We start from the raw sequence: 24,732 nt of genomic DNA, 5'->3' as shown, positions 1-24,732 counted from the left end.
ATGGCTCGGCCCCGCGCCAATGGCAGTGGGCACAGCGCAATTCACTCGTTATTTTCATAGTGGTTATATACCGTATTCGCGGGCAGATGCCGAACCGTGTATTCCAGTCCGGCAGCATAGTGCTGCATCTCCCGCAGCTCTGCCCGGGCGTCTTCCAGTTCTTTCCGCAGCCGCTCGTTTTCTTCCAGCAGCGTCTCCCGCGCGTAGGCGGGCAAGAACTGCTCCACGATCCACCTTTTTACTTTGTTCATCAGGTTCCTCTCCTTGTCCACAAACGGTTGGTAGCGTAGCGCACGGCATCAATGTGGTGGTTGTCTGCATCCACATACCCTGGCAGCACCTCGCCCTCCCGGCTTGTTTCGTATTCGTATTCGCTGAACTCCTTGGCCGTGTCGGGGCACCGCCTCGGATCAATGACGATAGCCGACAATCCCTGAAGCCACTTCATACTCTCGGTTACACTTCCGGGACCTTTGACGGCTTCCCGGCAGCGGATACCCGCATCCCGGTAGTCACCGCAGCTCTTGGGCTCGGCGCTGTCGGCGGTCACAGTCTCCCATCCCTCGATGCGCTGCATTACCAGCTTGGCCGTATCCTGGTTATTGGTCTTCAGCCGGGTCAGCTCATCAAAGATATACAGCGTTCGGGCATGAGCGTCGTAAGCGCAGCGGTTGAAGGCCCAGGGGTCCGGGTACCATCCCCAGTCCACGCCGTTCAGCGCATCTCCAAAGCTGCGGATGCGCTTGGCGCTCAACTCCTCCAGGCGTATATTGTCAAACACCTGGGTGCCGTTTCCCACCGCTTCGCCCAGGTACTCATGGCGGTACTTGGTGGGCTTGGTCTCTTTGATGTATTCGGCCTGGGCCAAAAATTTCGGCCCCAGCCATTCAGGCGGGGCCTCCAGGTAGCTGCTGTGATGTACCCGCTTTCCGGGGCGCTGGACCAGAGCGTACTTGTTGGCCCAGTTTCTGGCGGCGGACGGTGGGTTGAAACTGATGAAGGTCAGGCCAAACTCGCCGCCGCGCAGAGCGGACTGCTGGACGTTGCGCACCGCGTCCTCACCACCCTTGATCTGGTCGGCCTCCTCGAACCACAGCACGCCGATGTAACCGAAGGGCAGCTTGATGGACTTGATCTTCTGGGTGTCATCCAGGCCGCGGAACAAAATGCGCTGCCCGGTGGGCAGGTAGGTGCACTGCAGCGGACTTTGGGTGCAGCGGAATTTCGCGGTCAGCCCCAGCTTGTCGATGGCCCACAGGATCTGTGCATACACGCTGTCACGCAGCGTGTCGGCTACCTGGCGGCAAACCAAGGCATGGCAATCTGGGTGGTGGATCAGCTGCAGGATCACCTCCACGCTGACGTAGGAGCTCTTCAGACTGGCGCGACCACCTTTCTCCACAGCTTCATCAATGAGTCCTTGGTTGATCTGCCGGTGGGTCTCATAAAAGGCAGGGCCGATCACATCCCGCAGACGCACCGTCTGCACGTTTTTAGAGGTCATCAACGATCATCACCTCGCCGCTTCCGCCACTGGTCTGCATTTCTCGGTACATCCTGATGGCATCCACATCTCCGGAGCGGGCACGTTCCACCAGCGCCGCATGGATGGCGGACCACTCTCCCTCGGCGTACTTCTCGGCCATGGCATCCAGCAGGATGGAGAACTCCCGTTTGCCCAGGCGCTTATATTGGTTTTGAAGGGTCTTCAAATCCTCGGCGGGATTGTAGTTCTCTTTTTCCCGGCTCTTGCGGATGCCCGCCACAAGTTCCCGGATCGAGGTATTTTTCGTACGCATACGGGACTCCTTTCGGCAAAAATTCAAGGGCGCTGTTGCCAGCGCCCCAACGCCCGCAGAAACGGGCCTGCTTTTGATTCTGTTTTCGTATGGGCAGTTTTCCGCCTGCGCATCCTTGAACAATTTTAAACGCCCCTGGTGGCGAGTTAAACGGTAGTTTGCGCGGATGGTGTCCGAGTCTTTGTTTTTTCGGCAGACACGCTTCGCCATCCGGGGCCAAACTAGTCTTTTTCCCCGGTGATCAAAGTATGTCCGCCGCTTTGGCTTCGGGGGGCGAACCAGCCCCGTTGCTACTCCCGGTTTCCTGTTCAATCTCAAAGCTAAGGTTGATCTTGTGTTCTTTCCCATGCAGGGGCAGCACCGCTGTGGCGCGTCGTTCCCGCCGGAACACACTGCGCAATGCTTCCAGTTCAGCCAGCCGTTTCAGGGGGCCGCTGGTAAAGTCCAGACTGCCATCCGCCCGGCATACCGCCTTGCTCACCGGTTGGGGGCCGTCTCCGGCCAGCCACAGGATGTTGGCTTCCTCGTCCGCACTCAGCGGTTCCGGCGTGCCACGGGTAGCGCCCAGCCAGTACAACACGCCATCCTCGCGCCGGACAGCGTAGTATACATCCACAACGCGCTCGCACTGCACAAAGATGTAGGCCGGGTACAGGGTGTAGGTTTGCTCCTGCCAGCGCCCGCCGCGCCGAATCTGGCGCACCGCGCGCGGGCAGTAAGCCGGTATGCCCGCCTTGCGCAACCGCCCGCAGATATCTTTCTCACGCCCTGTAATGACCTGTAAGACGTACATGCTCATGTGCCGCTCTCCTGTGTCTTTCGGTCAAGGTAGGCCGATACCTGCCTGTACAGGTCGGGCCGCTCCTTTGCCATGGCCGTCCACAGCGCCGTCTTGATATCGTCGGCCCCGGCTTCCAGATCGGTCTTGTTCTGCAGCTCCACACGCTTCTTGTAGGCGACTGCACGGGTCAGACCGCTGATCTGGTTCATCAGCTTGTCCACACCGACCTTGGACCAGTCCTCGTCCTTCTTGCTGGCCAGCGCGCTCATCAGGTTCTGGCTGGCGATACGTACCAGAGCTTCGGTGGTGTCCAGGTCAGGGTAGCGGTCCAGTTCTTCCATCATGCTGCGGAAGTTCTGCTGGGCGATCTGCAGCGTCTGCATATTCTCTACGTACCCCTGGGCGTATCTGCATACGCTCGAAACGCTCAGACTGTAGCCGTGCTCCTGCAGGTACTCCACGATCTCGCTATAAGTAGCGCTGCCGTCAAGGATCATCTCCTCAACGGTAGCTTTCATCTCTGGGGGCAGGCTGTCGATTTTACTGTGCTTGCGGTTGCCCGCTTTTTTGCCAAAAGGCCAGCCCATAATCACACCTCGACCATTTCATCGCGGATATTACCCTCGAGTACGCGCGTCCCCTTACTGGCCAGCTTACCTTCCAATTCGGTCCAACTATGGTCGGCCAAATCCGCCACCGGAAGGTGGTCTTTCACCGTACGCAGCATGATGTAGCCTTCCAAGGCCAGGAAGTCGAGACTGGCAGTGTACAAGTTCTCACTGATATCATCTGCCACCAGTGCCCGCTGAATACCGCGCAGGCTGTTGTAGCTCGGCGCAAGCACATTCAGCGCACGCATGATTTTTCCGTTGGCCCGGGCAAGATCATTCTGTTTCATTTCGGCCAGCAGTCTTTCCTTCAGATCCATTATGCGTTCTCCTTCCGCTGCATCTGCATCAAAATTTCAAGCACCCGGTCCAGCTTCTCGTTTTGCAGTTCGAGCCGCCGCTCGGTCTTTGCCTGTTCCCGGTAGAAGTCCTCCTTGGTAAGGTAGCCTTCGCTGATCTTGTTGATTTTCCTACGGCATTCTTCAATGTCTTTATCATGGGTGGCGCGGGTCGTGTAGGTCTCCTGAATTGCCCGAATCTGCTCCTTACAGGAATCCAGCTGCTTGTCAAACTCGACCTTGGAAACGGCGCCGTCAGCCTTCCTCTCCACACGGTCATAACTGCGCTTCAGCAGCCAGAACAGCAGGGCCGTCACCCCGCTCAGTAGCAGGGCTACCAACCACCAAGTTCCTGCGTCGAACTGCATTCCTTCCATGCTTTCCCCCAAAAAAGAAGTGAGTATCATTGATTTCTGCAATCAATGATACTCACTTCTTGATTCATGGGGAATAATAAACATTTATTAAATTCATGTTAGGGATCAAACATACTAATTTGTCCCTCCAGTGGGGCGAGCATCAGGCTTTTGCGCTTTTCATCCACAATGCGCCGGATTGTGACGGGAGTCAAGTGGTATTTCCGTGCCAGTTCTCCTGTATTACCCCCGTCGAATTCGTCCACGATTTTCTGGTTTCTTACCAAGCGATCAAAGCTGTCGGCCTTTGGGATGTAGATGAGCTCGCCCGCATAGATGTCCACCAACTTGCGGTAGTTCTCTATTCCGATTAGATCGGCCACATCCCGCTGGGCCTCCGTCAGATCTTCTCGGCGGATCTCCCACTCGCTCATTTTGATCACCCCCGGCGTTTTTGTGCGTTTGACACATACCCCTTCAGGGCTTCGATCACTTTGTTTGCGCCTTTATAATCAACCCAGGCAAAGGGCGCGGAGGGGAAAGCTTCCACTCCCAACGACTTTTTGATGATTGCACACAGGCGATCCCCCAGCTGCGCCGTGCTGGGGCTGGCTTCTGCCAGTTGGTACATCAGCGCCCATATTTTCCGCTGCTGTCCCTCGCTGACCCGCCCCGGTGCGGTCTTGCGCAGGGGGCGGCCGCCTTTGCGGGGCGGCGGGGTGCCCTGGCGGGCTTCCAACTCTCCGATCACCCGGCAGGCTTCAGCGTAGGTCAGTTCCTTCACGCTGGCCTTGCCGGTCATACTATTGACCAGATCGTGCAGGGCGTCCTGCCGGTCCGCGCCCCGCATCCCCAGCGCCCCGCCGATGGCGTAGATTTTCCGTATTTGGTAGTTGTTGATGTTCGGCATCTTCCTTCACCGCCCTTTCAGCTTTCAGTTTTTCGATTTCCTCCGGGGTCAGCCCAGTGGCCAGGTACGCCTGCAGCAGTCTCCAGTCTCGCTTGCTCATGGCTTACAATTCTGGGTTCTCGCCGCTGACATCGTAGTAGAATTCATCCCGCTGCTGGATGTATGCGCCGATCTGGTTCAGCAGTTCCACCGGCTGGCGGCTCAGTGCCGCCCGGTCCAGTGTTTCAGTCGTTTTGATAAATTCCTTGCGGCCCAGCGCCTTCAGCGCGGCGATGGCCTCGGCAGCCTTGGAGGCGGGCAGGATCAATCTGCTGCTGATGCGGTAGCCGACCGTGCCGAAGTTCAGCGTCCGGCTCTTGCCGGTGAGTTCTGCCCGGTGGGCATCCGCATACGCTTTCACATCGCCCTCCAGTTTCTTGATACGGTTCTGCAGGGGCAGCGCCATTTTGCTGTATTCTTCCTTCACGCTATCGATGCGCCGGTCACGGTCTACCCCCAGTTCGGTCAGGGCGTGTTCACATTCGCGGATATCCCGAAGCGCCCCGTCTACTGCAGCCCAGTCAGGAAGCACCGGCGCAGCGGTTACTTTTCTTCTTGCCATTTACTTATCCTCCATTTCGGCTTTGATGGTCTTCGCTATGTCACGGGCCAGGCCCACCGCTGAGGGCGGCATATCTTCCCGGATAGCCTTCTCCAGTACCAGAATCGCAGCGTACCCCATGATCATCTCCCCGCCATCGCAGGGCATAAACAGATCCGCCATGCGCGCCGCCAACTGGGCAACCTTGTGTTGCACCGCATTGTTCGGTTTTTCGTTTTCCATAATGTACCTCCATTTGTACAGTTACCTCCCTCTGCATCATTCCGGGCTTGGGACCGGCAGGGCTACGCCCTGGCTGCATTAAGGCAAGAGGGGGCTTACGCCCCCTTGCGCCGTTCCGGCACGGCTTTCCGATCTTTACGCCGCCGCTTTTTCTCCGGCCTGTTGCGCACCGGCTTGGAAAACTCCATCGTTTCCAGCGCATCGTCGTATCCATCGCTATACCCGCTCCAGTATCCGGGCAGATTCTCTTTTACGTATTCCTCAGCATCGGTGTCCGTCTCGGCCACTCCCATCATCGGAAAGGTATCCCGGCTCCGCCCCAGGCACCACCCGGCCCACAGGAGTAACACTACCATCGGGAGCACCAGTATTTCACCGCCAGGGCGGCCGCTTCTCCCAAAGCCGGTCTGCAAGGCAATCATACAAAAAGCGCCCGCTGCGACTCCCGCCGCAAACACCACACCAAACTTCCACTTGTTCATGGCTCTATCCTCCTCATACCTGCGCCAGCATACCGATGCCCATGTGGGCCGCCATGCGGTACAGGTTTTCGTAATCCACGCTCTCGGCACTGGCCGCGTTGGTGTACAGGTTCATGGCCCCGCGGATGCCCCACGGGCTGCGGCACACGCTCAGCAAGAAGTCCAGCTCCTTTTTGGCTCCGCGCTGCGCCAATACCGGGAAGAGTTTCTCCACATCTTCACGCTTGACCTTACGGGTGGTATATTCCCGCTGCATACGGATGCGGCTGAACAACTGGGCGAACTGTGCCTGCTGCCGTCCCTGCAGGCGGCTGTACACCTCGCTGTTTCCGATGAGCACAACACCCACGCCATGCTCCCCGGTCATGGGGTTGTCATCGGTCAGGGCGCGGATTTCCTCCAGCGCCGCGTACTTCAGGTGCTGGGCTTCATCAATGACGATCACCATGTTGGTTCCGTCCAGTCGCTGGCGCAGGGCCACGACCTGGTCCATCTTATTGCGGCATTCCGGCACGCGCACGGCTCTGGCCAGCAGCTTGATGGCCCCGGTCAGATTGCCGGTGCTGGGGGTGATGCTGACCCCCACGGCGCTGGCGGCGTGATCCCGCAGGAACTTTTGCGCGCCTTTGCTCTTGCCCACACCGGCATCACCGTGCAGCACCACCATGCAGTGCTCCAGCTGGGCAAAGCGGATGCTCTGGTATACGTCCTCCGAGATGGAGGTCGGAATGTACTCTTCTCGGACGAGCAGGTCGCCGGTTCTCTCGGCGACTGCTGCCGCCTCCTCGGTGATCTTGAAAAACTCCCGCAGTTGCCGCTCCACCGCCTCTACGGAGCCCTTGTATTTCTGGTTCAGGTAACTGCTCAGCGCTGCGCTGGAAATATTGACTTTGCCCGCCAACTGGTTCTGGCTGATGCTGTTCTGCTCCATGTAGGCTTGTACCCGCTGGATCAGGGTCAGGTCATAGGTCTTCTCCATCTTCAAATCCTCCTCGTTGTCTGATCAGGTTTTCGGTCATTGCTCCAATATCAATATCGCCCACCGCCCGCAGCAGAGGTTCTTCCTGTTCGGCGCGGCGCAGTTCGATACAGTTAGGTTTGGGGGCCAGCTCCAGTTCATCCAGATTGTGGCGCGCCAGAGCGGTGGCCAGATTGAGCGCCCGCTCCGGGTCATCCGGCAGGCGCAGCGCCTGCCCGTACTCCCGCACCGCCTTTTCGGCTTTACGTTTGGCGGCCATCAGCTCGGCGATCTGCTCCTGTGTAGCCAGATATCCGGCGGTCAGCTTACTCTGCGGGGCTTCCGTGAGAAAACGGTCCTCCAGGTCGTAGACCCGCACTTTGCTCAGGTCCTCCGGGTCATACCGCAGATACACCTTATCCTTCATGCGCAGGTTGGCCAGCTCCGGGGTGTAGAAATCCAACTCCAGACCGTGGATCTTCAGTGTCACGCCGCGGCGGGTCACTCGCACCGGCTTGCTGGTGCGCATCAGCATCAGCTGCAGGTCGTTTTCACTGGCCGGTTGTCGTACCGCGCCATTGGGCAGGCTTTCCCGCCAGACCTCCACGCGGCTTTTTCCTTTGTCCTCGGCCACACTGCCACCGTAGGGCTCACAGTTCAGATACCCTTCGATCAGCGTGTCCACCGCCGCAATCACTTCGGCGTCCGTGGGCACATGGTCGCCCTGCTTCAGTACATATTTCAGCCGGTTTGGCTTTTCAAGCACGTTGCCGCCGGTATAGGTAGGGAACAACCGGCTTACATAATTCTTGAAATCCTCGAACCGCCGCTCCACCAGCTTGGCGCGGGCATTGCGCACAATGGCATTGGTCATCTTGATGCCCAATCGCTCAAACACACCCGGCGGGGCAAAAGGTTCGCTGCCATCGGCCAGACGCTTCTTGGCGCGGTGACCTCGTCCGCCGATGTCGTAGGTCAGGAACTCACGGCCATTGTCCACGTAGACGTTTAGGGGGATGCCGCGGGCGGCAATGCCCTTGCGCAGCGCATTCAGCGTGGCCTGACTGCCGGGATTGGCGGTCACATACCAGCCGGTAAAAATACCGCTGCGGGCATCCAGCCAGGCGCTCAGATACAGGCGGTGCAGGGGGCCATCCGGCCCCATGCTTTCCACGTCCAGTGTATGGGTGTCGCCGATCCAGAAGTCGTTGGCGGAAATACTCTCGTATTCGCGGCGTATGTAGGGGCTGCACTTGTCGTAGTAGGCTTTTTCGCCCTCCCGGCACAGCACCGTCACCGCATAGGGTACCGCCTTGGCTTTGCGGTAAAAGGTGTGATAGCTAGGCAGCGGCAGGGCCGTGGGCATATTTTCCCGCGCCCACTGCTCGGTCAGCGCCACACAGCGGGGGATCGGCAACTGCGCCTCATCCAAGAACAGGCTCAAAAATTCCTGCTCGATTTCCGGCAGCAGCACGGTCTTGCCCTTGCGGGCCTTGCCGCGCTTGTCTACCAGTGAATCTAATTCTCCGGCCCGGATCGCCGCCCACTTGCGGTACAGCGTCTCTACGCTGATCTGCCGTTCCGGCTCCTCCAGCTGGCGCAGCAGCACAAACTTTTCATCGCATTCTGCCTTGCGGCCACCCGCCTTGCGGCGGTATTCCTGCCAGCGGTCCACCATGGCCAGCCAGTAGCTGATCTCGGCCCGCTCCTCGGCGCTGTAGCTTTCCAGCGGCCTTGCTGCGGCGGGCGTTTCTTTCTTTCCCTTACCCATGGGGGGTGCAGCGGAGGCAGGGCGGTGCTGATCCATGTATTTTTTCTGCACCTGCTCCGGCAGTGCCGACAGCGGGATCAAATAACAAGCTCTCCCATGGGAATTAACTTGTATCTGCACGTCAGTATACCGACCTTCTTTTGCCAATCTCCGCACATATTGCACACTGGTTCCTGTTAGCGCCGATACTTCCGTCGCCTTCAGTAACGCTTCCAAAATCCTCACCTCACTCCGACCTGCCATCCTCAGTGCTGGGCGGTCAACCCTCAGCAGACGGCCCCGCAGGGCCGTTTCGGCTGTTATTCAAAGTGTCCGTCTGTGCTGTAAGCCCATTGCAGTTCGATCTGTCCATCCGGCATCAGGTACAGGGCCGGGCGGTGTGCCTTGCAGGTCCATCCGCTTTTGATGTTCTGCACCCAGGCATCCCCATAGTACCCTTCCACCTTCAGCACCTTGTATTGGCTCCCAGCATTGGGGTAAGTCTCGCCAACCAGCAGTGGATCGCCCAGCTTCTGAACCGGCACCCGGTCATTCTTCGGTATCAATGTCATAACCAAGCGCCTCCATCACATACAGGATCTCACCAGTATAGCCGATCAAGCCCTCATACCGTAGCCAGATGTCCAGCAGCTCCCGGCGGTAATGCCGCTCCAGCGCCTTCTCGATCGTGCCGGGCTCTTCGCCGGTCATTTCTTTCAGCGCCGTCAAGATTGCATCTTCCAACCCTTTTTCCTCCTTTTTGAATGGACGATTAAACGCCGTTTTAACAGTCTTCATACCTGTCACAAAATCACTGTCCCATGCGCCGCGCCGCCAATGCTCGGGCCACGCCCACCAGTTCAGAGCGTCCTCCAGTGTGGTGTATCTCGGCCCCATGGCCTCCTGGATCGCGTCGATTATCTTCATGCCGGTTCCCACTGGATGCGGCCATCCTGGTACCGGGTCTCCTTAGTGACCTGGTATCTATCCCAAGGGTGGCAGGTGCGGCCATGGCGGCGGCACCAGGCTTTTTGTCTGCGAACATCGGCTCGGTTCAGTTCATCCCGCTTCTGTATGGCGATGTCTTTGTCGGTATAGCTTTCGACCACGGTGGAGCCTGCACCGCTCCAGGAATCCCGTTTTACCAGGATATACAAGACTTGCATCCAGATTTCTCCTTTCTTGGCCTGCCTCATCAGTACCGGGCGGCCATCCCCGGCAGACCGCCATCTCTGGCGGTTTCGGCAACTAATTAGGCTGATTCTTGTTGAAATAGCCTGTCTTTGTCCAGATCCGGAAAGAAGCGCTTTTGAATTGTTTGGACTTCCGGCCAAGTAAAGGGACTTTTCCCTGACAGCTTATTATTAAAAGCTCGTGGCGTTACGCCTATCGCGACGGAAATCGCAGTCTTTTTAATTCCGCGTTCCTTAATTTTTTCTTCCAAGAATCTATAACACATCTCAGCACCTCCAAAAATACCGAATACGGAACTCTTTATTACAATATAATGCCTTAAACGGAATTTGTCAACCCGTTTATGTGTGTTTTTGTTCCGTATTCGGCATTTTTTGTTGACGCACTTATGCGAAAACGATATACTAAAATCCATAAAGGGGGAAATGTAAATGGATATCGGAGCACTCATATCGCAAAAAAGGAAACAGGCAGGAATGACGATTGATGAACTGTCGGATAGATCTGGCGTTCCAAAAGGAACTTTGAACAAGATTATCAATGGAATTACTCGTGATCCACAATTGGAAACCGTTAAAGCAATCGCGCGAGCTTTGAGTTGTACACTGGAAGATTTCGACGACTCTCCGAAGCCCCGAGCTATTTCACAAGATGAATACACAATGATTGAGCGGTATAGACTGCTTGATCCGGCCGGAAGAGAAATCATTGATATACTTATCGAAAAGGAAGTGGCTCGGTTAAACACCCTGCGCGATTCATTTACCAAATAAAAGAGCGCTTTGTATCGGTATTGTTGGGAAATAACACTTTCAGTTATAGGCGTATTTGAGAATGAGTAATGGAAACCTTTCCGCTTTTGCATGGCTTCATCATAGAATCTTTTTTACGATATATCGTAAAGGAAACAGGTGTGTTTAATAGAAACAAAATGTTTCCATTAAATCGCATAAATAAGGGTGGGAATGGTGTATCTCTTTTCGTTTCATTTCTTGGTCTATTTAATCCGTTTTAATAGCCGTTAAAACGCGCTGTTTCGTAAATTATGCAGGATGATTTCGGGGGTTTTAAATACTGTTTGAACGTATTTCAAACAGTACATCAGTAACAATAGCCCCTCTCCCCGGTGTCCACAAAAAGCGCCCTAAAATGGGCAAAAAAAATTTGCAAGCCCCTTTTCAGGGACTTGCATTTTTTATGCGAACTTTTCCGTTCACGCATCATTAAATTTTACGTTATTGGGTTAAAAAACGGCTTTTCCCGCCTTTTTGCACATTCCTTTCGGCCCCGTCCGCCGTTCAAACCGATTTTCTCATTCTCCGTGAAACTTCACAACCACGATAAGGGAGGAACCGCCCATGCTGCCCTGTCAGACCCACTGTTCCCATTACTGCGAAGGCTGCCACAAGACCTGTGCCGCCTGGCGCGTTTTGCAGCAGCGCCAGCACGAGGACCAGCAGCGCCGCAAGGAGTACCTGCGCCGCGCCAACGAAGTCTGCCGTCAGGTGCTGTACAGTTACTGGCAGGCGGGCGGGTACATAGGCCCCCAGATGGGCCACTGAATCCATAGGGCCGCCGGAGAGCGGACTGCACGGGGAGACGACGGTGCAGTCTGCTCTTTTTTTCTGTGGACGGGCCGTGCAACCGCTTGCCGGTTGTGGTATAATGACAAAAAACAAACCAGGAGACAACTGTTATGAAGATACCCGCAAACGGCTTTACCCACGGCGGCAAGTTCCATGCCGACGATGTGTTTTCCACGGCGCTTTTGCAGATCGTGCGCCCCGACATCAGGATCACCCGGGGTTTCACGGTGCCCGACGACTTCGAGGGCATCGTCTACGATGTGGGGGGCGGCATGTTCGACCACCACTCGGAACCCCGGGAGACCCGCCCCAACGGCGTACCCTACGCGGCCTTCGGCCTTTTGTGGCGGGTGCTGGGGGCCCAGCTGGTGGGGGAGCACCAGGCCCGGCTGCTGGATGAGAACTTCATCCAGCCCCTGGACCTGAACGACAACACCGGCGAGCAGAACTCCCTGGCCGACGCCATCGGCAGCTTCAACCCGGTGTGGGACCAGAAGGCCGACCCCGACGAATGTTTCTGGCGGGCGGTGCCGGTGGCCAAGCAGATCCTGGAAAACGAGATCGCTGCGGCCAACGCCGTGAACCGCGCCGACGAGACGGTGCGCCGGGCCTACGCCAACATGCGGGACGGCATTGTGGTGCTGCCCGCCTACATGCCCTGGAAAAACGGCCTGTACAAGACCGACGCCCTCTTTGTGGTGTATCCCAGCCAGCGGGGCGGCTACAGCGCCCAGTGCGTCAACGACCACCGCACCAAGCGCAGCAAGCTGCCCTTCCCGCCGGCCTGGGCCGGTAAGCCGGAAGCCCAGCTGCGGGAAATCAGCGGCCTGGGGCTGCGGTTCTGCCATCCCAGCCGGTTCCTGATCACCGCCGACGACAAGGCCACCGCCATCGAGGCCTGCCGCCGCACCCTGCGGGCCGCCGGCCGCCCGGTGAGCGAATGAGCGCCGAAGGGTTTGGCCCGGCGGCCAGCCTGGCCGCCGACCGTCTGCCCCACACCCCGGCCTGGGTCTACCTGCTGCGCTGCGCCGACGGCAGCCTCTATGCGGGCTGGACCAACGATCTGGCCCGGCGGCTCCGCGCCCACCGCACCGGGGCGGGCGGCGCCAGATACACCAAAAGCCACGGAAAATCCGCTGTGCGGCTGGCCTACGCCGAAGTCTGTGCCGACAAAAGCGCGGCCCTCAAGCGGGAAGCGGCCCTGAAAAAACTGTCCAAATCCGACAAGGAGGCTCTGGCCGCCGACTGGGCGGCCCGCAGCCGGCTCACCGTGCGGATGGCCACCCCCGACGATGCGGCGGATGTGGTGGCTCTTTATAATTGGTATGTGACCCACGGCACCCAGACCTTCCAGTACGAGCTGTCCACCGAGGCGGAGTACCGGCAGAACATCGCCGAAGTGCTGGAGAAAGCCCCCTTCCTGGTGGCCTATACCGCCGACGGGCGGCTGGCGGGCTACGCCTGCGCCCATCCCTGGCACACCCGGCGGGCCTTCGCCTGGGACGTGGAGACCACCGTCTACTGCGCCCCCGACGTGCTGGGCCAGGGCACCGGCCGCAGGCTCTACACCGCGCTGCTGGAACTGCTGCGCCGGCAGGGGTATCACAACGCCTTTGCCCTCATCACCCGGCCCAATCCCCAGAGCGATGCCTTCCACAAGGCACTGGGCTTCACCCGCTACGGGGTGGAGAAGAACAGCGGCTACAAGTTCGGCCGCTGGCTGGATCTGGGCTACTGGGCCTATGAGCTGAATCCCCCCGCCGATCCACCCGCCCCCGTGCGGCTGCAATTGGATGAGGCGGAAATCGAATTGGTGCTGCAGGATTGCACGGTTGTATAAATAGTAAAGCGGAAAAACTGCGGTGACCCGTGGGAACTCTGCAAGTAAAAATGAATATTCATGCACAAAACCGCATAGAAGAGCCGCTCCGCTGTACAGAACGACTAAAAACAGTCGGAATGTGGAAACTCCTTTGTGCGGTTTTCCACTTGTCTTTTGCCGCAAAAGTTGTATAATATACATCGATGAATGAATAAATATTCAGCGACGGCAAGCAACCGATCCCCGGCGCTGGCACAACAGGAGAGGGAAAGATCATGAAAAAGAACAAAGAAGACATCAAGAAAGTCGTACTGGCCTACTCCGGCGGCCTGGACACCTCCATCATCATCCCCTGGCTGAAGGAAAACTACAACAACTGCGAAGTCATCGCCGTTTCCGGTGACGTGGGCCAGGGCACCGAGCTGGACGGCCTGGAGGAGAAGGCCATCAAGACCGGCGCCTCCAAGCTCTACGTGCTGGACCTGAAGAAGGACTACATCGAGAACTACATCTGGCCCTGCCTGAAGGCGGACGCCAAGTACGAGGATTACCTGCTGGGCACCTCTCACGCCCGTCCCTGCATCGCCAAGGCCCTGGCGGACATCGCCAAGAAGGAAGGCGCCGACGCCATCTGCCACGGCTGCACCGGCAAGGGCAACGACCAGGTCCGTTTTGAGCTGACCCTCAAGGCCATGGCCCCCGACATGACCATCATCGCCCCCTGGCGGGAGTGGAACATCAAGAGCCGTGACGAGGAGATCGACTACGCCGAGGCCCACAACATTCCGCTGAAGATCAACCGGGAGACCAACTACTCCAAGGACAAGAACCTGTGGCATCTGAGCCATGAGGGCCTGGACCTGGAGAAGCCCTCTCTGGAGCCCCAGTACAACAAGCCCGGCTTCCTGGAGCTGGGCGTCAGCCCCGAACAGGCCCCCGACACCCCCACCTACGTGAAGATCCACTTCGAGAAGGGCATCCCCACCGCCGTGGACGGCAAGGAGATGGGCAGCGTGGAGCTGGTGGAATACCTGAACAAGCTGGGCGGCGAGAATGGCATCGGCCTGCTGGACATCGTGGAGAACCGGCTGGTGGGCATGAAGAGCCGCGGCGTCTATGAGACTCCCGGCGGTGCCATCCTCTACAAGGCCCACAACGTTCTGGAGACCATCACTCTGGACAAGGAGAGCTTCCACTTCAAGGAGATCATCGCCCAGAAGATGGGCGAGCTGGTCTACAACGGCCAGTGGTTCACCCCGCTGCGGGAGGCCATCTCCGCCTTCACCGACGATCTGCAGAAGACCGTCACCGGTGATGTGACCCTCAAGCTCTACAAGGGCAACATGATCAACGCCGGCGTCACCAGCCCCTACACCCTCTACGACGAGCAGACCGCTTCCTTCGGCGAGGATGAGGATTACAACCAGGCCGACGCCACCGGCTTCATCAACCTGTTTGGCCTGCCCATCGCCGAGCGCGCCAAGCTGGCCAAGAGCTGGCCCACCGAGGAATAATTTCCTCAGGACCGCAACCATTCCGTACCGCCGTGGGCGGGCTGTATGCCCACGGCGGATTTTGTTGTTACCACCCTAAGGAGGGTTCTTATGCCGCAACTTTGGCAGGGCCGCGCCAGCAAGGCCGTGGACAGCCGCGTCAATGACTTCAACTCCTCCATCCGTTTCGACGCGCGGATGATCGAGCAGGACATCCAGGGCAGCCTGGTGCACTCCGCCATGCTGGGGCGGCAGGGCATCATCTCCGCCCAGGACGTGGAGGACATCCACAAAGGCCTGCACAGCATCCTGGACGACCTGCACAGCGGCGCGCTGGAGATCGATCCCGCCGCCGAGGACGTCCACACCTTCGTGGAACAGACCCTCACCGCCCGGGTGGGGGATGCGGGCAAGCGGCTGCACACCGGCCGCAGCCGCAACGACCAGGTGGCGCTGGATTTGCGCCTCAACCTGCGGGAAGCCTCCGCCCATCTCCAGGGCCAGATCAAGGAACTGATCGAAACGATCTGCGACCAGGCGGAAAAAAGCGCCGACTACGTCATGCCCGGCTACACCCATCTGCAGCGGGCTCAGCCGGTGACCTTCGGCCACCAGCTCATGGCCTACGCCTGGATGCTGCTGCGGGACCTGGGTCGGATGCAGGACGCCACCGCCCGGATGAACGCCGAGTGCCCCCTGGGCTCCGGCGCCCTGGCCGGCACCACCTATCCCCTGGACCGGTTCTATACGGCCAAGGAGCTGGGCTTTGACGCCCCCTGCGCCAACTCCATCGACGGCGTCTCCGACCGGGACTTCTGCATCGAACTGGGGGCGGCCATCGCCACCTGCATGATGCACCTCTCCCGTCTTTCCGAGGAGATCATCCTCTGGTGCAGCTGGGAGTTCAAGTTCATCGAACTGGACGACGCCTTCACCACCGGCTCCTCCATCATGCCCCAGAAGAAGAACCCCGACGTCACCGAACTTATCCGCGGCAAGACCGGCCGGGTCTACGGCGACCTGAACACCCTGCTGGTCATGATGAAGGGCATCCCCCTGGCCTACGACAAGGACATGCAGGAGGACAAGGAGGCCATCTTCGACGCGGTGGACACGCTGGAACTCTGCCTGCGCACCGTGACCCCCATGCTGGCCACCATGACCCCACTGCCCGCCAATATGCGCCGGGCGGCGGCCAAGGGCTTCATCAACGCCACCGACTGTGCCGACTACCTGACCAAGAAGGGCATGCCCTTCCGGGATGCCTACAAGTGTACCGGCACCATGGTGGCGGCCTGCATCGCCGCCGACAAGACGCTGGAAGAGCTGACGCTGGAGGAATTCAAGCAGTACAGCGACCTCTTTGAGGAAGATGTGTATAAAGCCATCGACCTGACCACCTGCTGCGAGGGCCGCACCAGCTACGGCGGCCCCACCAAGGCAAGCGTGCTGAAGCAGATCGAACTGGTCAAGGAAAAACTGGCAAACCAATAAACAGAAACAGGTGTTTTTGTGGCAAAGTACAAGATTTTCGTGGACGGCTCCGCCGGCACCACGGGGCTGCGCATCGCCGACCGGCTGGCGGCGCGCCCGGAATTTACAATTCTGACCATTTCCGAGGCCGACCGCAAGGACGTTCATGCCCGGGCAGCGGTGATCAACGAGAGCGACCTCTCCTTCCTCTGCCTGCCGGACGACGCCGCCCGGGAGGTGGTGCCGCTGCTGCGGCCCGACGTGCGGGTGCTGGACACCTCCACCGCCCACCGCACCAGCCCCGACTGGCTCTACGGCCTGCCGGAACTGGGCACTACCCGGGAAAAGCTCCCCGCCGCCACCCGTGTGGCGGTGCCGGGCTGCCATGCCACCGGCTTCATTGCCCCGGTGGCCCCGCTGGTGGAAAAGGGACTCATCCCCAAAACGGCGCAGCTTTGCTGCTACAGCCTGACGGGGTACTCCGGCGGCGGCAAAAAGATGATCGCCCAGTATGAGGCCCCCCGGGAGGATGCGGCCCTCAACGCCCCGCGGCCCTACGGCCTGGCGCTCCACCACAAGCACCTGCCCGAGATGAAGGCCATCACCGGGCTGGACACCGCCCCCAACTTTGTGCCCATCGTGGCGGACTACTACGCGGGCATGGAGACGATGATCCCCCTGGACCTGGCAGCCCTGGGCCTGACCGCCGACCAGGTGGCCGAGACCCTGGCAAGCTACTACGCCGGGGCGAAGATGATCGCGGTCCACCCTTTGTGCGAGGGGACGGACGGCGGTTTCCTGGCGGCCAACAAGCTGGCCGGTTCCGACCGGCTGGAAATTTTCTGCCTGGCCAACCCCGACGGCACCCAGATGCAGCTCATCAGCCTGTTTGACAATCTGGGCAAAGGCTCCTCGGGTGCGGCGGTGCAGTGCATGAACCTGATGCTGGGACTGGACGAATGTGCGGGTCTGGCCCTGTAAACTCATAGATCGTGGAATGGGAGAGAGGAAAACAATCATGGAAACTTTTCAGCCTGTTGCGGGCGGCATCTGTGCCGCCCAAGGTTTTTCCGCCGCCGGTGTACACTGCGGCATCCGGCATAACCACAGCAAACTGGATCTGGCGCTGATCAAGGCGGAGGTGCGCTGCGCGGGCGCCGGCTGCTACACCACCAACAAGGTGTACGGCGCCCCCATCACGGTGGACCGGGAACATCTGCAGGACGGCTACGCCCAGGCCATCGTGGTGAACAGCGGCAACGCCAACACCTGCGCCCCCAATGGCATCCAGCTGGCCCAGGACACCTGCGGCCTGGTGGCCCAGGCCCTGGGCATCGACGCCAACGACGTGCTGCCCGCCTCCACCGGCGTCATCGGCCAGGCCATGGAGCTGGCGCCTTTTGAGAAGGGCGTCCCCGCGGCCGCCGCCAAGCTGGCCGCCACCCCGGAGGGCAGCCATGACGCCGCCACCGCCATCATGACCACCGACACCCACGCCAAGGAATTTGCCGTGGAGTTCACCATCGGCGGCAAGACCTGCCGCATCGGCGCCATCGCCAAAGGTTCCGGCATGATCCATCCCAACATGGCCACCATGCTGCTTTTCATGACCACCGACGCCAAGGTGGAACCCGCCGTCCTCCAGAAGGCGCTCTCCACCGTGGTGCCGGCCACCTTCAACCAGATCTCGGTGGACGGCGACACCTCCACCAACGACACCGTGCTGCTGCTGGCCTCCGGCCTGTCCGGTGCCGAAGTGGCGGAAGGCACCGCCGACTACGACACCTTCGTGGCGGCGCTGACCGTGGTGGCCGAGCATCTCTGCCGGGAACTGGCTGCCGACGGTGAGGGTGCTACCAAGCTGCTGGAATGCACCGTCACCGGCGCGCCTGACCTGGCAACGGCCCGGGCGGTGTCCAAGAGCGTCATCCACTCCACCCTGTTCAAGGCCGCCATGTTCGGTGCCGACGCCAACTGGGGCCGGGTGCTCTGCGCCATCGGCTACACCCCGGGGGACTTCGATATCTCCAAGACCGCCGTGCGGCTCAAGAGCCGGGCCGGGGAGGTCTTTGTCTGCGAGAACGCCGCCTACCACCCCTACAGCGAGGAGGAGGCCGCCAAGGTCCTGAAAGAGGACGAGATCGAGATCCTGGTGGATCTGGGCTGCGGCGATGCCACGGCCAAGGCCTGGGGCTGCGATCTGACCTACGACTACGTCAAGATCAACGGCGACTACCGCACCTGAGAAGCGAGGGGAACACGGCGATGAAAAACGAACAGATGGCGCTGCTTTTCAGCGAAGCAACGCCCTATATCCAGAAATACCACGGCAAGACGCTGGTCATCAAGTACGGCGGCAACGCCATGGTCAACGATGCACTGAAGCTGGCCGTCATGAACGACCTGGTCACCCTGACGCTGCTGGGCGTGCGGGTGGTGCTGGTCCACGGCGGCGGCCCGGCCATCAACCAGATGCTCAAAAAGGTGGGCAAGGAGTCCAAATTCGTGGGCGGCCTGCGCTACACCGACAAGGAGACCATGGGCATCGTCCAGCAGGTGCTGGCGGGCCAGGTGAACAAGGACCTGGTGGCGCTGCTCAAGGGCCGGGGCGTGGGCCTCTGCGGCATGGACGGGCATATGATCACCTGCTCCCGCAAGGCGGACATGGATCTTGGCTACGTGGGCGAGATCGAGCGGGTGGACACCACCCTGATCGACCATCTGCTGGCGGACAGCTTCATCCCGGTCATCGCCACGGTGGGCATGGACAGCAACGGCATCCCCTACAACATCAATGCCGACACCGCCGCCGCGGAGATCGCCATCGCCCTTCACGCCGAAAAGCTGGTCAGCATGACCGACATCGTGGGTCTGCTCTACAACAAGGACGATGAGTCCACCCTCATCCCCGAGGTGGAAGTCTCGGAGATCGAGGGTTACAAGCAGGCGGGGGTCATCGCCGGGGGCATGCTGCCCAAGATCGAGGGCATGGCGGAAGCCATCTACAAGGGCGTCCACGAGGCGGTCATCATCGACGGCCGGGTGCCCCATTCCATTCTGCTGGAGATGTTCTCCGACCGCGGCGCCGGTACCATGTTCTACCGCCGCGGCAACCGCTAAAGGGAGGTACAGGCTATGAATTCCCAGTCCATCATGAAGCGGGACGATACCTACGTCCTGCATACCTACGGCCGCAGCCCGGTGGCACTGGTGGGCGGCCAGGGCATGGTCGCCACCGACGCCGAGGGCAAGGCGTATCTTGACTTTACCTCCGGCATCGGGGTCAACGCCCTGGGCTTCTGCCATCCGGCCTGGGTGGCGGCGGTCACGGCCCAGGCGGCCAAGCTGCAGCACACCTCCAACCTCTATTACACCGAGCCCTGCGGTGCTCTGGCGGAAGAACTCTGCCGCCGCACCGGGCTGGATGCGGTATTTTTCGGCAACTCCGGCGCCGAGGCCAACGAGGGCGCCATCAAGGCCGCCCGCAAATACAGCGTGGACACCTACGGCCCCGACCGCAACAAGGTGCTGACCCTGGTCAACTCCTTCCACGGGCGGACGCTGGCCACCCTCACCGCCACCGGCCAGGATGTCTTCCACCACGATTTCGGGCCTTTCCCGGAGCGGTTCGGCTACATCCCGGCGGGGGACTTCGCCGCCCTGGAAGCCGCCGCGGATCACGAAACCTGCGCCGTGCTGCTGGAACTGGTCCAGGGCGAGGGCGGCGTGGTGGCCCTCGACAAGGACTATGTGGCGAAAGTCGCCGCCTTCTGCAAGGAGCATGACATCCTGCTGCTGGTGGACGAGGTGCAGACCGGCGTGGGCCGCACCGGCACCTTCCTGGCCTGCGAGCAGTTTGCTCTGCACCCCGACATCGTCACCCTGGCCAAGGGCCTGGGCGGAGGGCTTCCCATCGGCGCCGTCGTCATGAACCGCAAGGTGGCCGAGCACATGGGACCCGGTTCCCACGGCTCCACCTTCGGCGGCAACCCGGTGGTGTGTGCCGGCGCGCTGGCCGTTATGCAGCAGCTCACCGACGACCTGCTGGCTAAGGACCGTGCGCTGGCGGAGTATCTGCGGGCGGAACTCAAAAAGCTGCCCCACGTCGCCGAGGTGAGCGGCCTGGGCCTGATGGTGGGCATTGCCTTCGAGGAGGGCATCAGCGCCGCCGCCGTGCGCACCGCCTGCGAGCAGCAGGGCCTGCTGGTGCTCACCGCCAAGACCCGGCTGCGCCTGCTGCCGCCGCTGATCCTCACGCAGGAGGATGTGGACAAAGCCCTCGCCATCCTGCGTACCGTGTTGGAGAAACTGTGATGAAACATCTGTTGAAACTGGGCGGACTGTCCCGCGACGAGATCCTGCACATCCTGGATGTGGCCGACGAGTACAAGCGGCTGCACAAGCAGGGCGTTGACCCCAAGGACCTGCAGGGCAAGGCGGTGGCGCTGCTCTTTGCCAAACATTCCACCCGTACCCGCACCAGCCTGGAGGTGGGCATCTACCAGATGGGGGGCCTGGGCACGTACCTGAGCGCCAACGATCTGCAGACCGCCCGGGGCGAGCCCGTCCAGGACACCGCCCGGGTGCTGGGGCGGTATTATGACGCCATCGTCTGCCGCACCTACAAGCAGACCGACCTGGACGCCCTGGCCCAGTACAGCGGCGTGCCGGTGGTGTCCGGCATGACCGACTACGCCCATCCGCTGCAGGTCCTCACCGACCTGATGACGGTGCGGGAGTACAAGGGAAAGCTGGAAGGGCTGCGCATGGGCTTCATCGGCGACGGCTACAACATGGCCAACAGCCTCATTGTGGGCTGCCTGGCGGTAGGTATGCAGGTCACCATGGCCTGCCCCAAGGGGTATCGTCCCGCCGCCGATGTGCTGATGCAGGCCAAAGCCTACGGCGATGCCTTCCGGCTGGTCCATGACCCCGACGAGGCCGCCCGGGACGCCGATGTGCTCTTCACCGACGTGTGGGTGAGCATGGGCATGGAGCGGGAGACCGAGCGCCGCTACCGGGATTTCACCGGATTCACGCTGGACGCCGACCGGATGGCCCTGGCCAAGCCGGATTGCATGGTGCAGCATCCGCTGCCCGCCCGCCGGGGCGAGGAGATCGCCACCGATGTGTTTGAAAAGCACGCCAACGAGATTTTTGATGAGGCGGAAAACCGCCTTCATGTGGAAAAAGCCGTCCTGGCCATTCTGCTGGCCGGCAAGTGACGGGTCTTGTTCCTTCTTTGCAAAGAAGGAACCGAAGAAATTCCAATCAAAAATCCCTCGCAGGGGTATCACCCTGCGAGGGATTTTTCGTTAGAGTTCTTTTGGTTCTTTTCTTGCAAGAAAAGAACAAGGCTGGTACAATGGGGAAAAATCACACAGGAGGAACCTCCCTATGTACCAGGCTGACCCCCACCGTTACGACACCATGCCCTACCGCCGCTGCGGGCGCAGCGGGCTGCTGCTGCCCGCCGTTTCCCTGGGGCTGTGGCACAATTTCGGGGACAACGCCCCCTACGAGAATATGCGTGCCCTCTGCCGCACGGCCTTTGACCAAGGCATCACCCACTTTGACCTGGCCGACAACTACGGCCCCGCCCCCGGCGCCGCCGAGCGCAACTTCGGCCGCATCCTGCGGGAGGATTTCCGCCCCCACCGGGACGAGCTCATCATCTCCACCAAGGCCGGGTATCTGATGTGGGAGGGGCCCTACGGCGACTGGGGCAGCCGCAAACACCTGCTGGCCGGGCTGGACAAAAGCCTGCAGCGGATGGGCCTGGACTATGTGGATATCTTCTACCACCACCGCATGGACCCCGCCACCCCGTTGGAAGAAACCATGGAAGCCCTGGCCCAGGCGGTGCGCAGCGGCAAGGCGCTGTACGTGGGGCTTTCCAACTACGACGGCCCCACCCTGGAACGGGCGGCGGCTATCCTCGACGAGCTGCACTGCCCCTTCGTCATCTGCCAGAACCGGTACTCCCTCTTTGACCGCAAGATCGAAGAAAACGGCCTCAAGGAGAGCGTGGGCAAGGTCAGCCGCGGCCTCATCACCTTCAGCCCCCTGGCCCAGGGACGGCTCACCGACCGGTATCTCCACGGCATCCCCGCCGACAGCCGCATCCGCACCGACGGCCGCTACCTGAAAGAAAAGGACATCACCCCCGAGGTGGTCGCCAAGATCCGGGCGCTGAACGAGGTGGCCGCCCGCCGGGGCCAGACCCTGGCCGAGATGGCCCTGGCCTGGCTGCTGGCCCAGCCGGTGGTCACCAGCGTGCTCATCGGTGCCTCCCGGCCGGAACAGATCCTCGATAACATCCGGGCGGTGGAAAACACCGCCTTTGCCCCCGAAGAGCTGGCAGAGATCGATGCCATCTGTGCGGGCCAATGACCCATACAAAGACCCCCGGCCCCGGCGGAATTTCCGCCGGGGCCGGGGGCTTTCTCGTATGAGCAAAGGGGTTACGCCGGTTCCTCCGCAAAGTTGCCGGTGTAGAGCTGGTAATACTTGCCGCGCTTGGCGATGAGTTCATCGTGGGTGCCGCGCTCGATGATGCGGCCCTGCTCCATGACCATGATGCAGTCGGCGTTGCGTACCGTGGAAAGGCGGTGGGCGATGACGAAGGTGGTGCGGCCGGTCATCAGGGCGTCCATGCCGTCCTGGACCAGCTTCTCGGTGCGGGTATCGATGGAGGAGGTGGCCTCATCCAGGATCAGCGCCGGCGGGTCAGCCACCGCCGCCCGGGCAATGGCCAGCAGCTGCCGCTGGCCCTGGCTCAGGTTGGCGCCGTCGCCGGTGAGCATGGTCTGGTAGCCGTCGGGCAGACGGCGGATGAAGCTGTCGGCGTTGGCCAGCTTGGCCGCGGCCATGCACTCCTCGTCGCTGGCCTCCAGGTTGCCGTACCGGATGTTGTCCATCACGGTGCCGGTGAACAGGTGGGTGTCCTGCAGCACGATGCCCAGGCTCCGCCGCAGATCGGCCTTCTTGATCTTGTTGATGTTGATGCCGTCATAGCGGATCTTGCCGTCGTCGATGTCGTAGAACCGGTTGATCAGGTTGGTGATGGTGGTCTTGCCGGCACCGGTGGCACCCACGAAGGCGATCTTCTGGCCGGGCTTTGCCCACAGGCTGATGTTGTGCAGCACCATCTTGTCCGGCGTGTAGCCGAAGTCCACGTCGTCCAGCACCACGCTGCCTTCCAGCTTGGTGTAGGTGACGGTGCCCTCGGCCTTGTGGGGATGCTTCCAGGCCCAGACGTTGGTGCGGTGATCCACCGGATGCACGCTGCCGTCGGCGTCCTCCTGGGCGTTGACCAGCTCCACATAGCCGTCGTCGGCCTCGGGGGTCTGGTCCATCAGGTCAAAGACACGCTGGGCACCGGCGGCTGCCGTGACCACAAAGTTGACCTGCATGGAGATCTGGGTGATGGGGTTGGTGAAGCTCTTGTTCAGGCCCACAAAGGTGATGACGGTGCCCAGGGTAACCCCCGCCAGACCGTTGATGCCCAGCACCGCGCCCACGATGGCCACCAGCACATAGCTGATCCAGCCGATGTTGGCGTTGATGGGCATGAGCAGGTTGGCGTAGCGGTTGGCTTTGTCGGCGCTGTCCCGCAGCTGGTCGTTGACGGCGCGGAAATCCCGCAGGGCGGCGTCCTCGTGGCAGAAGACCTTGACCACCTTCTGGCCGTCCAGCATCTCCTCGATGAAGCCGTCCACGATGCCCAGATCCCGCTGCTGGCGCACATAGTATTTGCCGGACAGCTTGGAGAAGTTCACCGTGACGATGACCATGACGCAGGCCGTCAGGATGGAGATGACGGTCAGCGCCGGGTTGAGGAAGATCATCGTGATGAGGGTGGCGATCATCGTTACGCTGGTGTTGATGATCTGGGGGATGCTCTGGCTCAGCAACTGGCGCAGGGTGTCGATGTCGTTGGTGTACACCGACATGATGTCGCCGTGGGCGTGGGTGTCGAAGTAGGAGATGGGCAGGGATTCCATGCGGTGAAACAGCTCATCCCGCAGCCGGCGCATGGTGCCCTGGCTCACCGAGACCATGATGCGGTTGTAGGCGAAGGCGGTCACCACGCCCACCGCCAGGATGCAGGCCAGCCGCACAAGGCTGGCGGCCAGACCGGAAAAATCGGTGGAGCCGGTGTTCAGCATGGGCAGGATGTAGTCGTCCACCAGCGTCTGGGGGAAGGTGGCGCCGGTGACGGTGGCCACCGCCGTGACGAGGATGCATACGATGACCAGCGCAAAGGGCAGGGCATAGTAATGCAGCATATAGCGCAGCACCCGGTTCAGCACCTTCAGGGGCGCCGTGCGGGGTTGATTCGGTTGTTTCATGGGGC

General features: G+C 60.6%; 30 protein-coding genes and 2 other RNA genes. 12 read left to right on the top strand and 20 right to left on the bottom strand.

The genetic code is table 11. The features are described from left to right. Positions 1 to 41 precede the first annotated feature (41 nt). The 19 genes from NQ490_RS06015 to NQ490_RS05925 form a co-directional block, all read right to left on the bottom strand. The gene (locus NQ490_RS06015; protein ID WP_007048346.1) at positions 42 to 251 is read right to left on the bottom strand and encodes a hypothetical protein; all 210 of its coding nucleotides are present in this window, start codon (positions 249 to 251) and stop codon (positions 42 to 44) included. After that, complete coding sequence (locus NQ490_RS06010) at positions 251 to 1,504, bottom strand: PBSX family phage terminase large subunit (RefSeq protein WP_007048347.1); 1,254 nt, start codon at positions 1,502 to 1,504, stop codon at positions 251 to 253. Before NQ490_RS06010 ends, NQ490_RS06015 begins: the two co-directional genes overlap by 1 nt. After that, a complete protein-coding gene (locus tag NQ490_RS06005; RefSeq protein WP_040918671.1) occupies positions 1,494 to 1,799 on the bottom strand; it encodes a hypothetical protein in 306 nt (101 codons plus the stop codon). The genes NQ490_RS06010 and NQ490_RS06005 overlap by 11 nt, the downstream gene beginning before the upstream one ends. A gap of 241 nt (positions 1,800 to 2,040) precedes the next feature. Continuing rightward, complete coding sequence (locus tag NQ490_RS06000) at positions 2,041 to 2,598, bottom strand: transcription termination/antitermination NusG family protein (RefSeq protein ID WP_007048349.1); 558 nt, start codon at positions 2,596 to 2,598, stop codon at positions 2,041 to 2,043. Then, entirely contained in the window at positions 2,595 to 3,167 is a 573-nt protein-coding gene (locus NQ490_RS05995) for a phage protein Gp27 family protein (RefSeq protein ID WP_040918674.1), read from the bottom strand. The genes NQ490_RS06000 and NQ490_RS05995 overlap by 4 nt, the downstream gene beginning before the upstream one ends. 2 nt (positions 3,168 to 3,169) lie before the next feature. Beyond that, on the bottom strand, positions 3,170 to 3,508 hold the full coding sequence (locus NQ490_RS05990; RefSeq protein ID WP_007048351.1) for a hypothetical protein: 339 nt from the start codon (positions 3,506 to 3,508) through the stop codon (positions 3,170 to 3,172). Further along, positions 3,508 to 3,903, bottom strand: a complete 396-nt coding sequence (locus tag NQ490_RS05985; RefSeq protein WP_242655020.1) for a hypothetical protein — start codon at positions 3,901 to 3,903, stop codon at positions 3,508 to 3,510. The genes NQ490_RS05990 and NQ490_RS05985 overlap by 1 nt, the downstream gene beginning before the upstream one ends. Before the next feature lie 98 nt (positions 3,904 to 4,001). Next, on the bottom strand, positions 4,002 to 4,316 hold the full coding sequence (locus NQ490_RS05980) for a Mor transcription activator family protein (protein WP_147644583.1): 315 nt from the start codon (positions 4,314 to 4,316) through the stop codon (positions 4,002 to 4,004). 5 nt (positions 4,317 to 4,321) lie between these two features. Beyond that, a complete protein-coding gene (locus NQ490_RS05975) occupies positions 4,322 to 4,792 on the bottom strand; it encodes a regulatory protein GemA (RefSeq protein WP_007048354.1) in 471 nt (156 codons plus the stop codon). A 103-nt stretch (positions 4,793 to 4,895) separates the two neighbouring features. Beyond that, positions 4,896 to 5,393 (bottom strand): host-nuclease inhibitor Gam family protein, encoded by a 498-nt coding sequence (locus tag NQ490_RS05970; RefSeq protein WP_007048355.1) that lies wholly within the window; start codon positions 5,391 to 5,393, stop codon positions 4,896 to 4,898. Then, positions 5,394 to 5,615, bottom strand: coding sequence for a hypothetical protein (locus NQ490_RS05965; RefSeq protein ID WP_007048356.1), 222 nt, complete (start codon positions 5,613 to 5,615; stop codon positions 5,394 to 5,396). Between the two features lie 95 nt (positions 5,616 to 5,710). Beyond that, positions 5,711 to 6,097: a hypothetical protein gene (locus NQ490_RS05960; RefSeq protein WP_007048357.1), complete on the bottom strand. Its 387-nt coding sequence runs from the start codon at positions 6,095 to 6,097 to the stop codon at positions 5,711 to 5,713. Positions 6,098 to 6,110: 13 nt separating this feature from the next. Continuing rightward, positions 6,111 to 7,076, bottom strand: a complete 966-nt coding sequence (locus tag NQ490_RS05955; RefSeq protein WP_007048358.1) for an AAA family ATPase — start codon at positions 7,074 to 7,076, stop codon at positions 6,111 to 6,113. Continuing rightward, the gene (locus NQ490_RS05950) at positions 7,060 to 8,907 is read right to left on the bottom strand and encodes a Mu transposase C-terminal domain-containing protein (protein WP_050764753.1); all 1,848 of its coding nucleotides are present in this window, start codon (positions 8,905 to 8,907) and stop codon (positions 7,060 to 7,062) included. Before NQ490_RS05950 ends, NQ490_RS05955 begins: the two co-directional genes overlap by 17 nt. Before the next feature lie 149 nt (positions 8,908 to 9,056). Beyond that, positions 9,057 to 9,124: hammerhead ribozyme type II (locus NQ490_RS05945), an RNA gene on the bottom strand. Between the two features lies 1 nt (position 9,125). Beyond that, positions 9,126 to 9,377, bottom strand: a complete 252-nt coding sequence (locus NQ490_RS05940) for a hypothetical protein (RefSeq protein ID WP_007048360.1) — start codon at positions 9,375 to 9,377, stop codon at positions 9,126 to 9,128. Then, complete coding sequence (locus NQ490_RS05935) at positions 9,355 to 9,732, bottom strand: hypothetical protein (protein ID WP_007048361.1); 378 nt, start codon at positions 9,730 to 9,732, stop codon at positions 9,355 to 9,357. Before NQ490_RS05935 ends, NQ490_RS05940 begins: the two co-directional genes overlap by 23 nt. Then, positions 9,729 to 9,971 carry a hypothetical protein gene (locus NQ490_RS05930; RefSeq protein WP_040918687.1) on the bottom strand — a complete coding sequence of 81 codons (243 nt, stop codon included), beginning with the start codon at positions 9,969 to 9,971 and terminating at the stop codon, positions 9,729 to 9,731. Before NQ490_RS05930 ends, NQ490_RS05935 begins: the two co-directional genes overlap by 4 nt. A 15-nt stretch (positions 9,972 to 9,986) precedes the next feature. Beyond that, positions 9,987 to 10,052: hammerhead ribozyme type II (locus NQ490_RS05925), an RNA gene on the bottom strand. Positions 10,053 to 10,430: 378 nt separating this feature from the next. Here NQ490_RS05925 and NQ490_RS05920 point away from each other — a divergent pair. The 12 genes from NQ490_RS05920 (at position 10,431) to NQ490_RS05865 (ending at position 22,766) form a co-directional block, all read left to right on the top strand. After that, positions 10,431 to 10,772 carry a helix-turn-helix domain-containing protein gene (locus tag NQ490_RS05920; RefSeq protein WP_007048364.1) on the top strand — a complete coding sequence of 114 codons (342 nt, stop codon included), beginning with the start codon at positions 10,431 to 10,433 and terminating at the stop codon, positions 10,770 to 10,772. Positions 10,773 to 11,357: 585 nt separating this feature from the next. After that, a complete protein-coding gene (locus NQ490_RS05915; RefSeq protein WP_007048365.1) occupies positions 11,358 to 11,561 on the top strand; it encodes a hypothetical protein in 204 nt (67 codons plus the stop codon). A 134-nt stretch (positions 11,562 to 11,695) separates the two neighbouring features. After that, positions 11,696 to 12,529 (top strand): MYG1 family protein, encoded by an 834-nt coding sequence (locus tag NQ490_RS05910; RefSeq protein ID WP_007048366.1) that lies wholly within the window; start codon positions 11,696 to 11,698, stop codon positions 12,527 to 12,529. Further along, positions 12,526 to 13,425, top strand: coding sequence for a GNAT family N-acetyltransferase (locus NQ490_RS05905; RefSeq protein ID WP_007048367.1), 900 nt, complete (start codon positions 12,526 to 12,528; stop codon positions 13,423 to 13,425). The genes NQ490_RS05910 and NQ490_RS05905 overlap by 4 nt, the downstream gene beginning before the upstream one ends. Positions 13,426 to 13,682: 257 nt before the next feature. Continuing rightward, positions 13,683 to 14,921, top strand: coding sequence for an argininosuccinate synthase (locus NQ490_RS05900; protein WP_007048368.1), 1,239 nt, complete (start codon positions 13,683 to 13,685; stop codon positions 14,919 to 14,921). 90 nt (positions 14,922 to 15,011) lie between these two features. Beyond that, positions 15,012 to 16,394: an argininosuccinate lyase gene (gene argH, locus NQ490_RS05895; RefSeq protein ID WP_040918691.1), complete on the top strand. Its 1,383-nt coding sequence runs from the start codon at positions 15,012 to 15,014 to the stop codon at positions 16,392 to 16,394. Between the two features lie 18 nt (positions 16,395 to 16,412). Next, on the top strand, positions 16,413 to 17,354 hold the full coding sequence (gene argC, locus NQ490_RS05890; protein WP_007048370.1) for an N-acetyl-gamma-glutamyl-phosphate reductase: 942 nt from the start codon (positions 16,413 to 16,415) through the stop codon (positions 17,352 to 17,354). 37 nt (positions 17,355 to 17,391) lie between these two features. After that, the gene (gene argJ / locus NQ490_RS05885; RefSeq protein WP_040918694.1) at positions 17,392 to 18,618 is read left to right on the top strand and encodes a bifunctional glutamate N-acetyltransferase/amino-acid acetyltransferase ArgJ; all 1,227 of its coding nucleotides are present in this window, start codon (positions 17,392 to 17,394) and stop codon (positions 18,616 to 18,618) included. A gap of 20 nt (positions 18,619 to 18,638) precedes the next feature. After that, positions 18,639 to 19,493: an acetylglutamate kinase gene (gene argB / locus NQ490_RS05880; protein WP_007048372.1), complete on the top strand. Its 855-nt coding sequence runs from the start codon at positions 18,639 to 18,641 to the stop codon at positions 19,491 to 19,493. A gap of 15 nt (positions 19,494 to 19,508) precedes the next feature. Further along, complete coding sequence (locus NQ490_RS05875; RefSeq protein ID WP_007048373.1) at positions 19,509 to 20,687, top strand: acetylornithine/succinylornithine family transaminase; 1,179 nt, start codon at positions 19,509 to 19,511, stop codon at positions 20,685 to 20,687. Then, positions 20,687 to 21,598, top strand: a complete 912-nt coding sequence (gene argF / locus NQ490_RS05870) for an ornithine carbamoyltransferase (RefSeq protein WP_007048374.1) — start codon at positions 20,687 to 20,689, stop codon at positions 21,596 to 21,598. Before NQ490_RS05875 ends, argF begins: the two co-directional genes overlap by 1 nt. 172 nt (positions 21,599 to 21,770) lie before the next feature. Further along, positions 21,771 to 22,766, top strand: a complete 996-nt coding sequence (locus NQ490_RS05865) for an aldo/keto reductase (protein WP_007048376.1) — start codon at positions 21,771 to 21,773, stop codon at positions 22,764 to 22,766. Between the two features lie 71 nt (positions 22,767 to 22,837). On the opposite strand, the gene NQ490_RS05860 is transcribed toward NQ490_RS05865, so the two are convergent. After that, positions 22,838 to 24,727 (bottom strand): ABC transporter ATP-binding protein, encoded by a 1,890-nt coding sequence (locus NQ490_RS05860; RefSeq protein ID WP_007048377.1) that lies wholly within the window; start codon positions 24,725 to 24,727, stop codon positions 22,838 to 22,840. Positions 24,728 to 24,732 lie beyond the last annotated feature (5 nt).

The organism is Subdoligranulum variabile (genome assembly GCF_025152575.1).
GTDB lineage: Bacteria > Bacillota > Clostridia > Oscillospirales > Ruminococcaceae > Gemmiger > Gemmiger variabilis.
The sequence above is the reverse complement of the archived record's forward strand: the minus strand, read 5'-3'. Positions and strand labels throughout refer to the sequence as shown.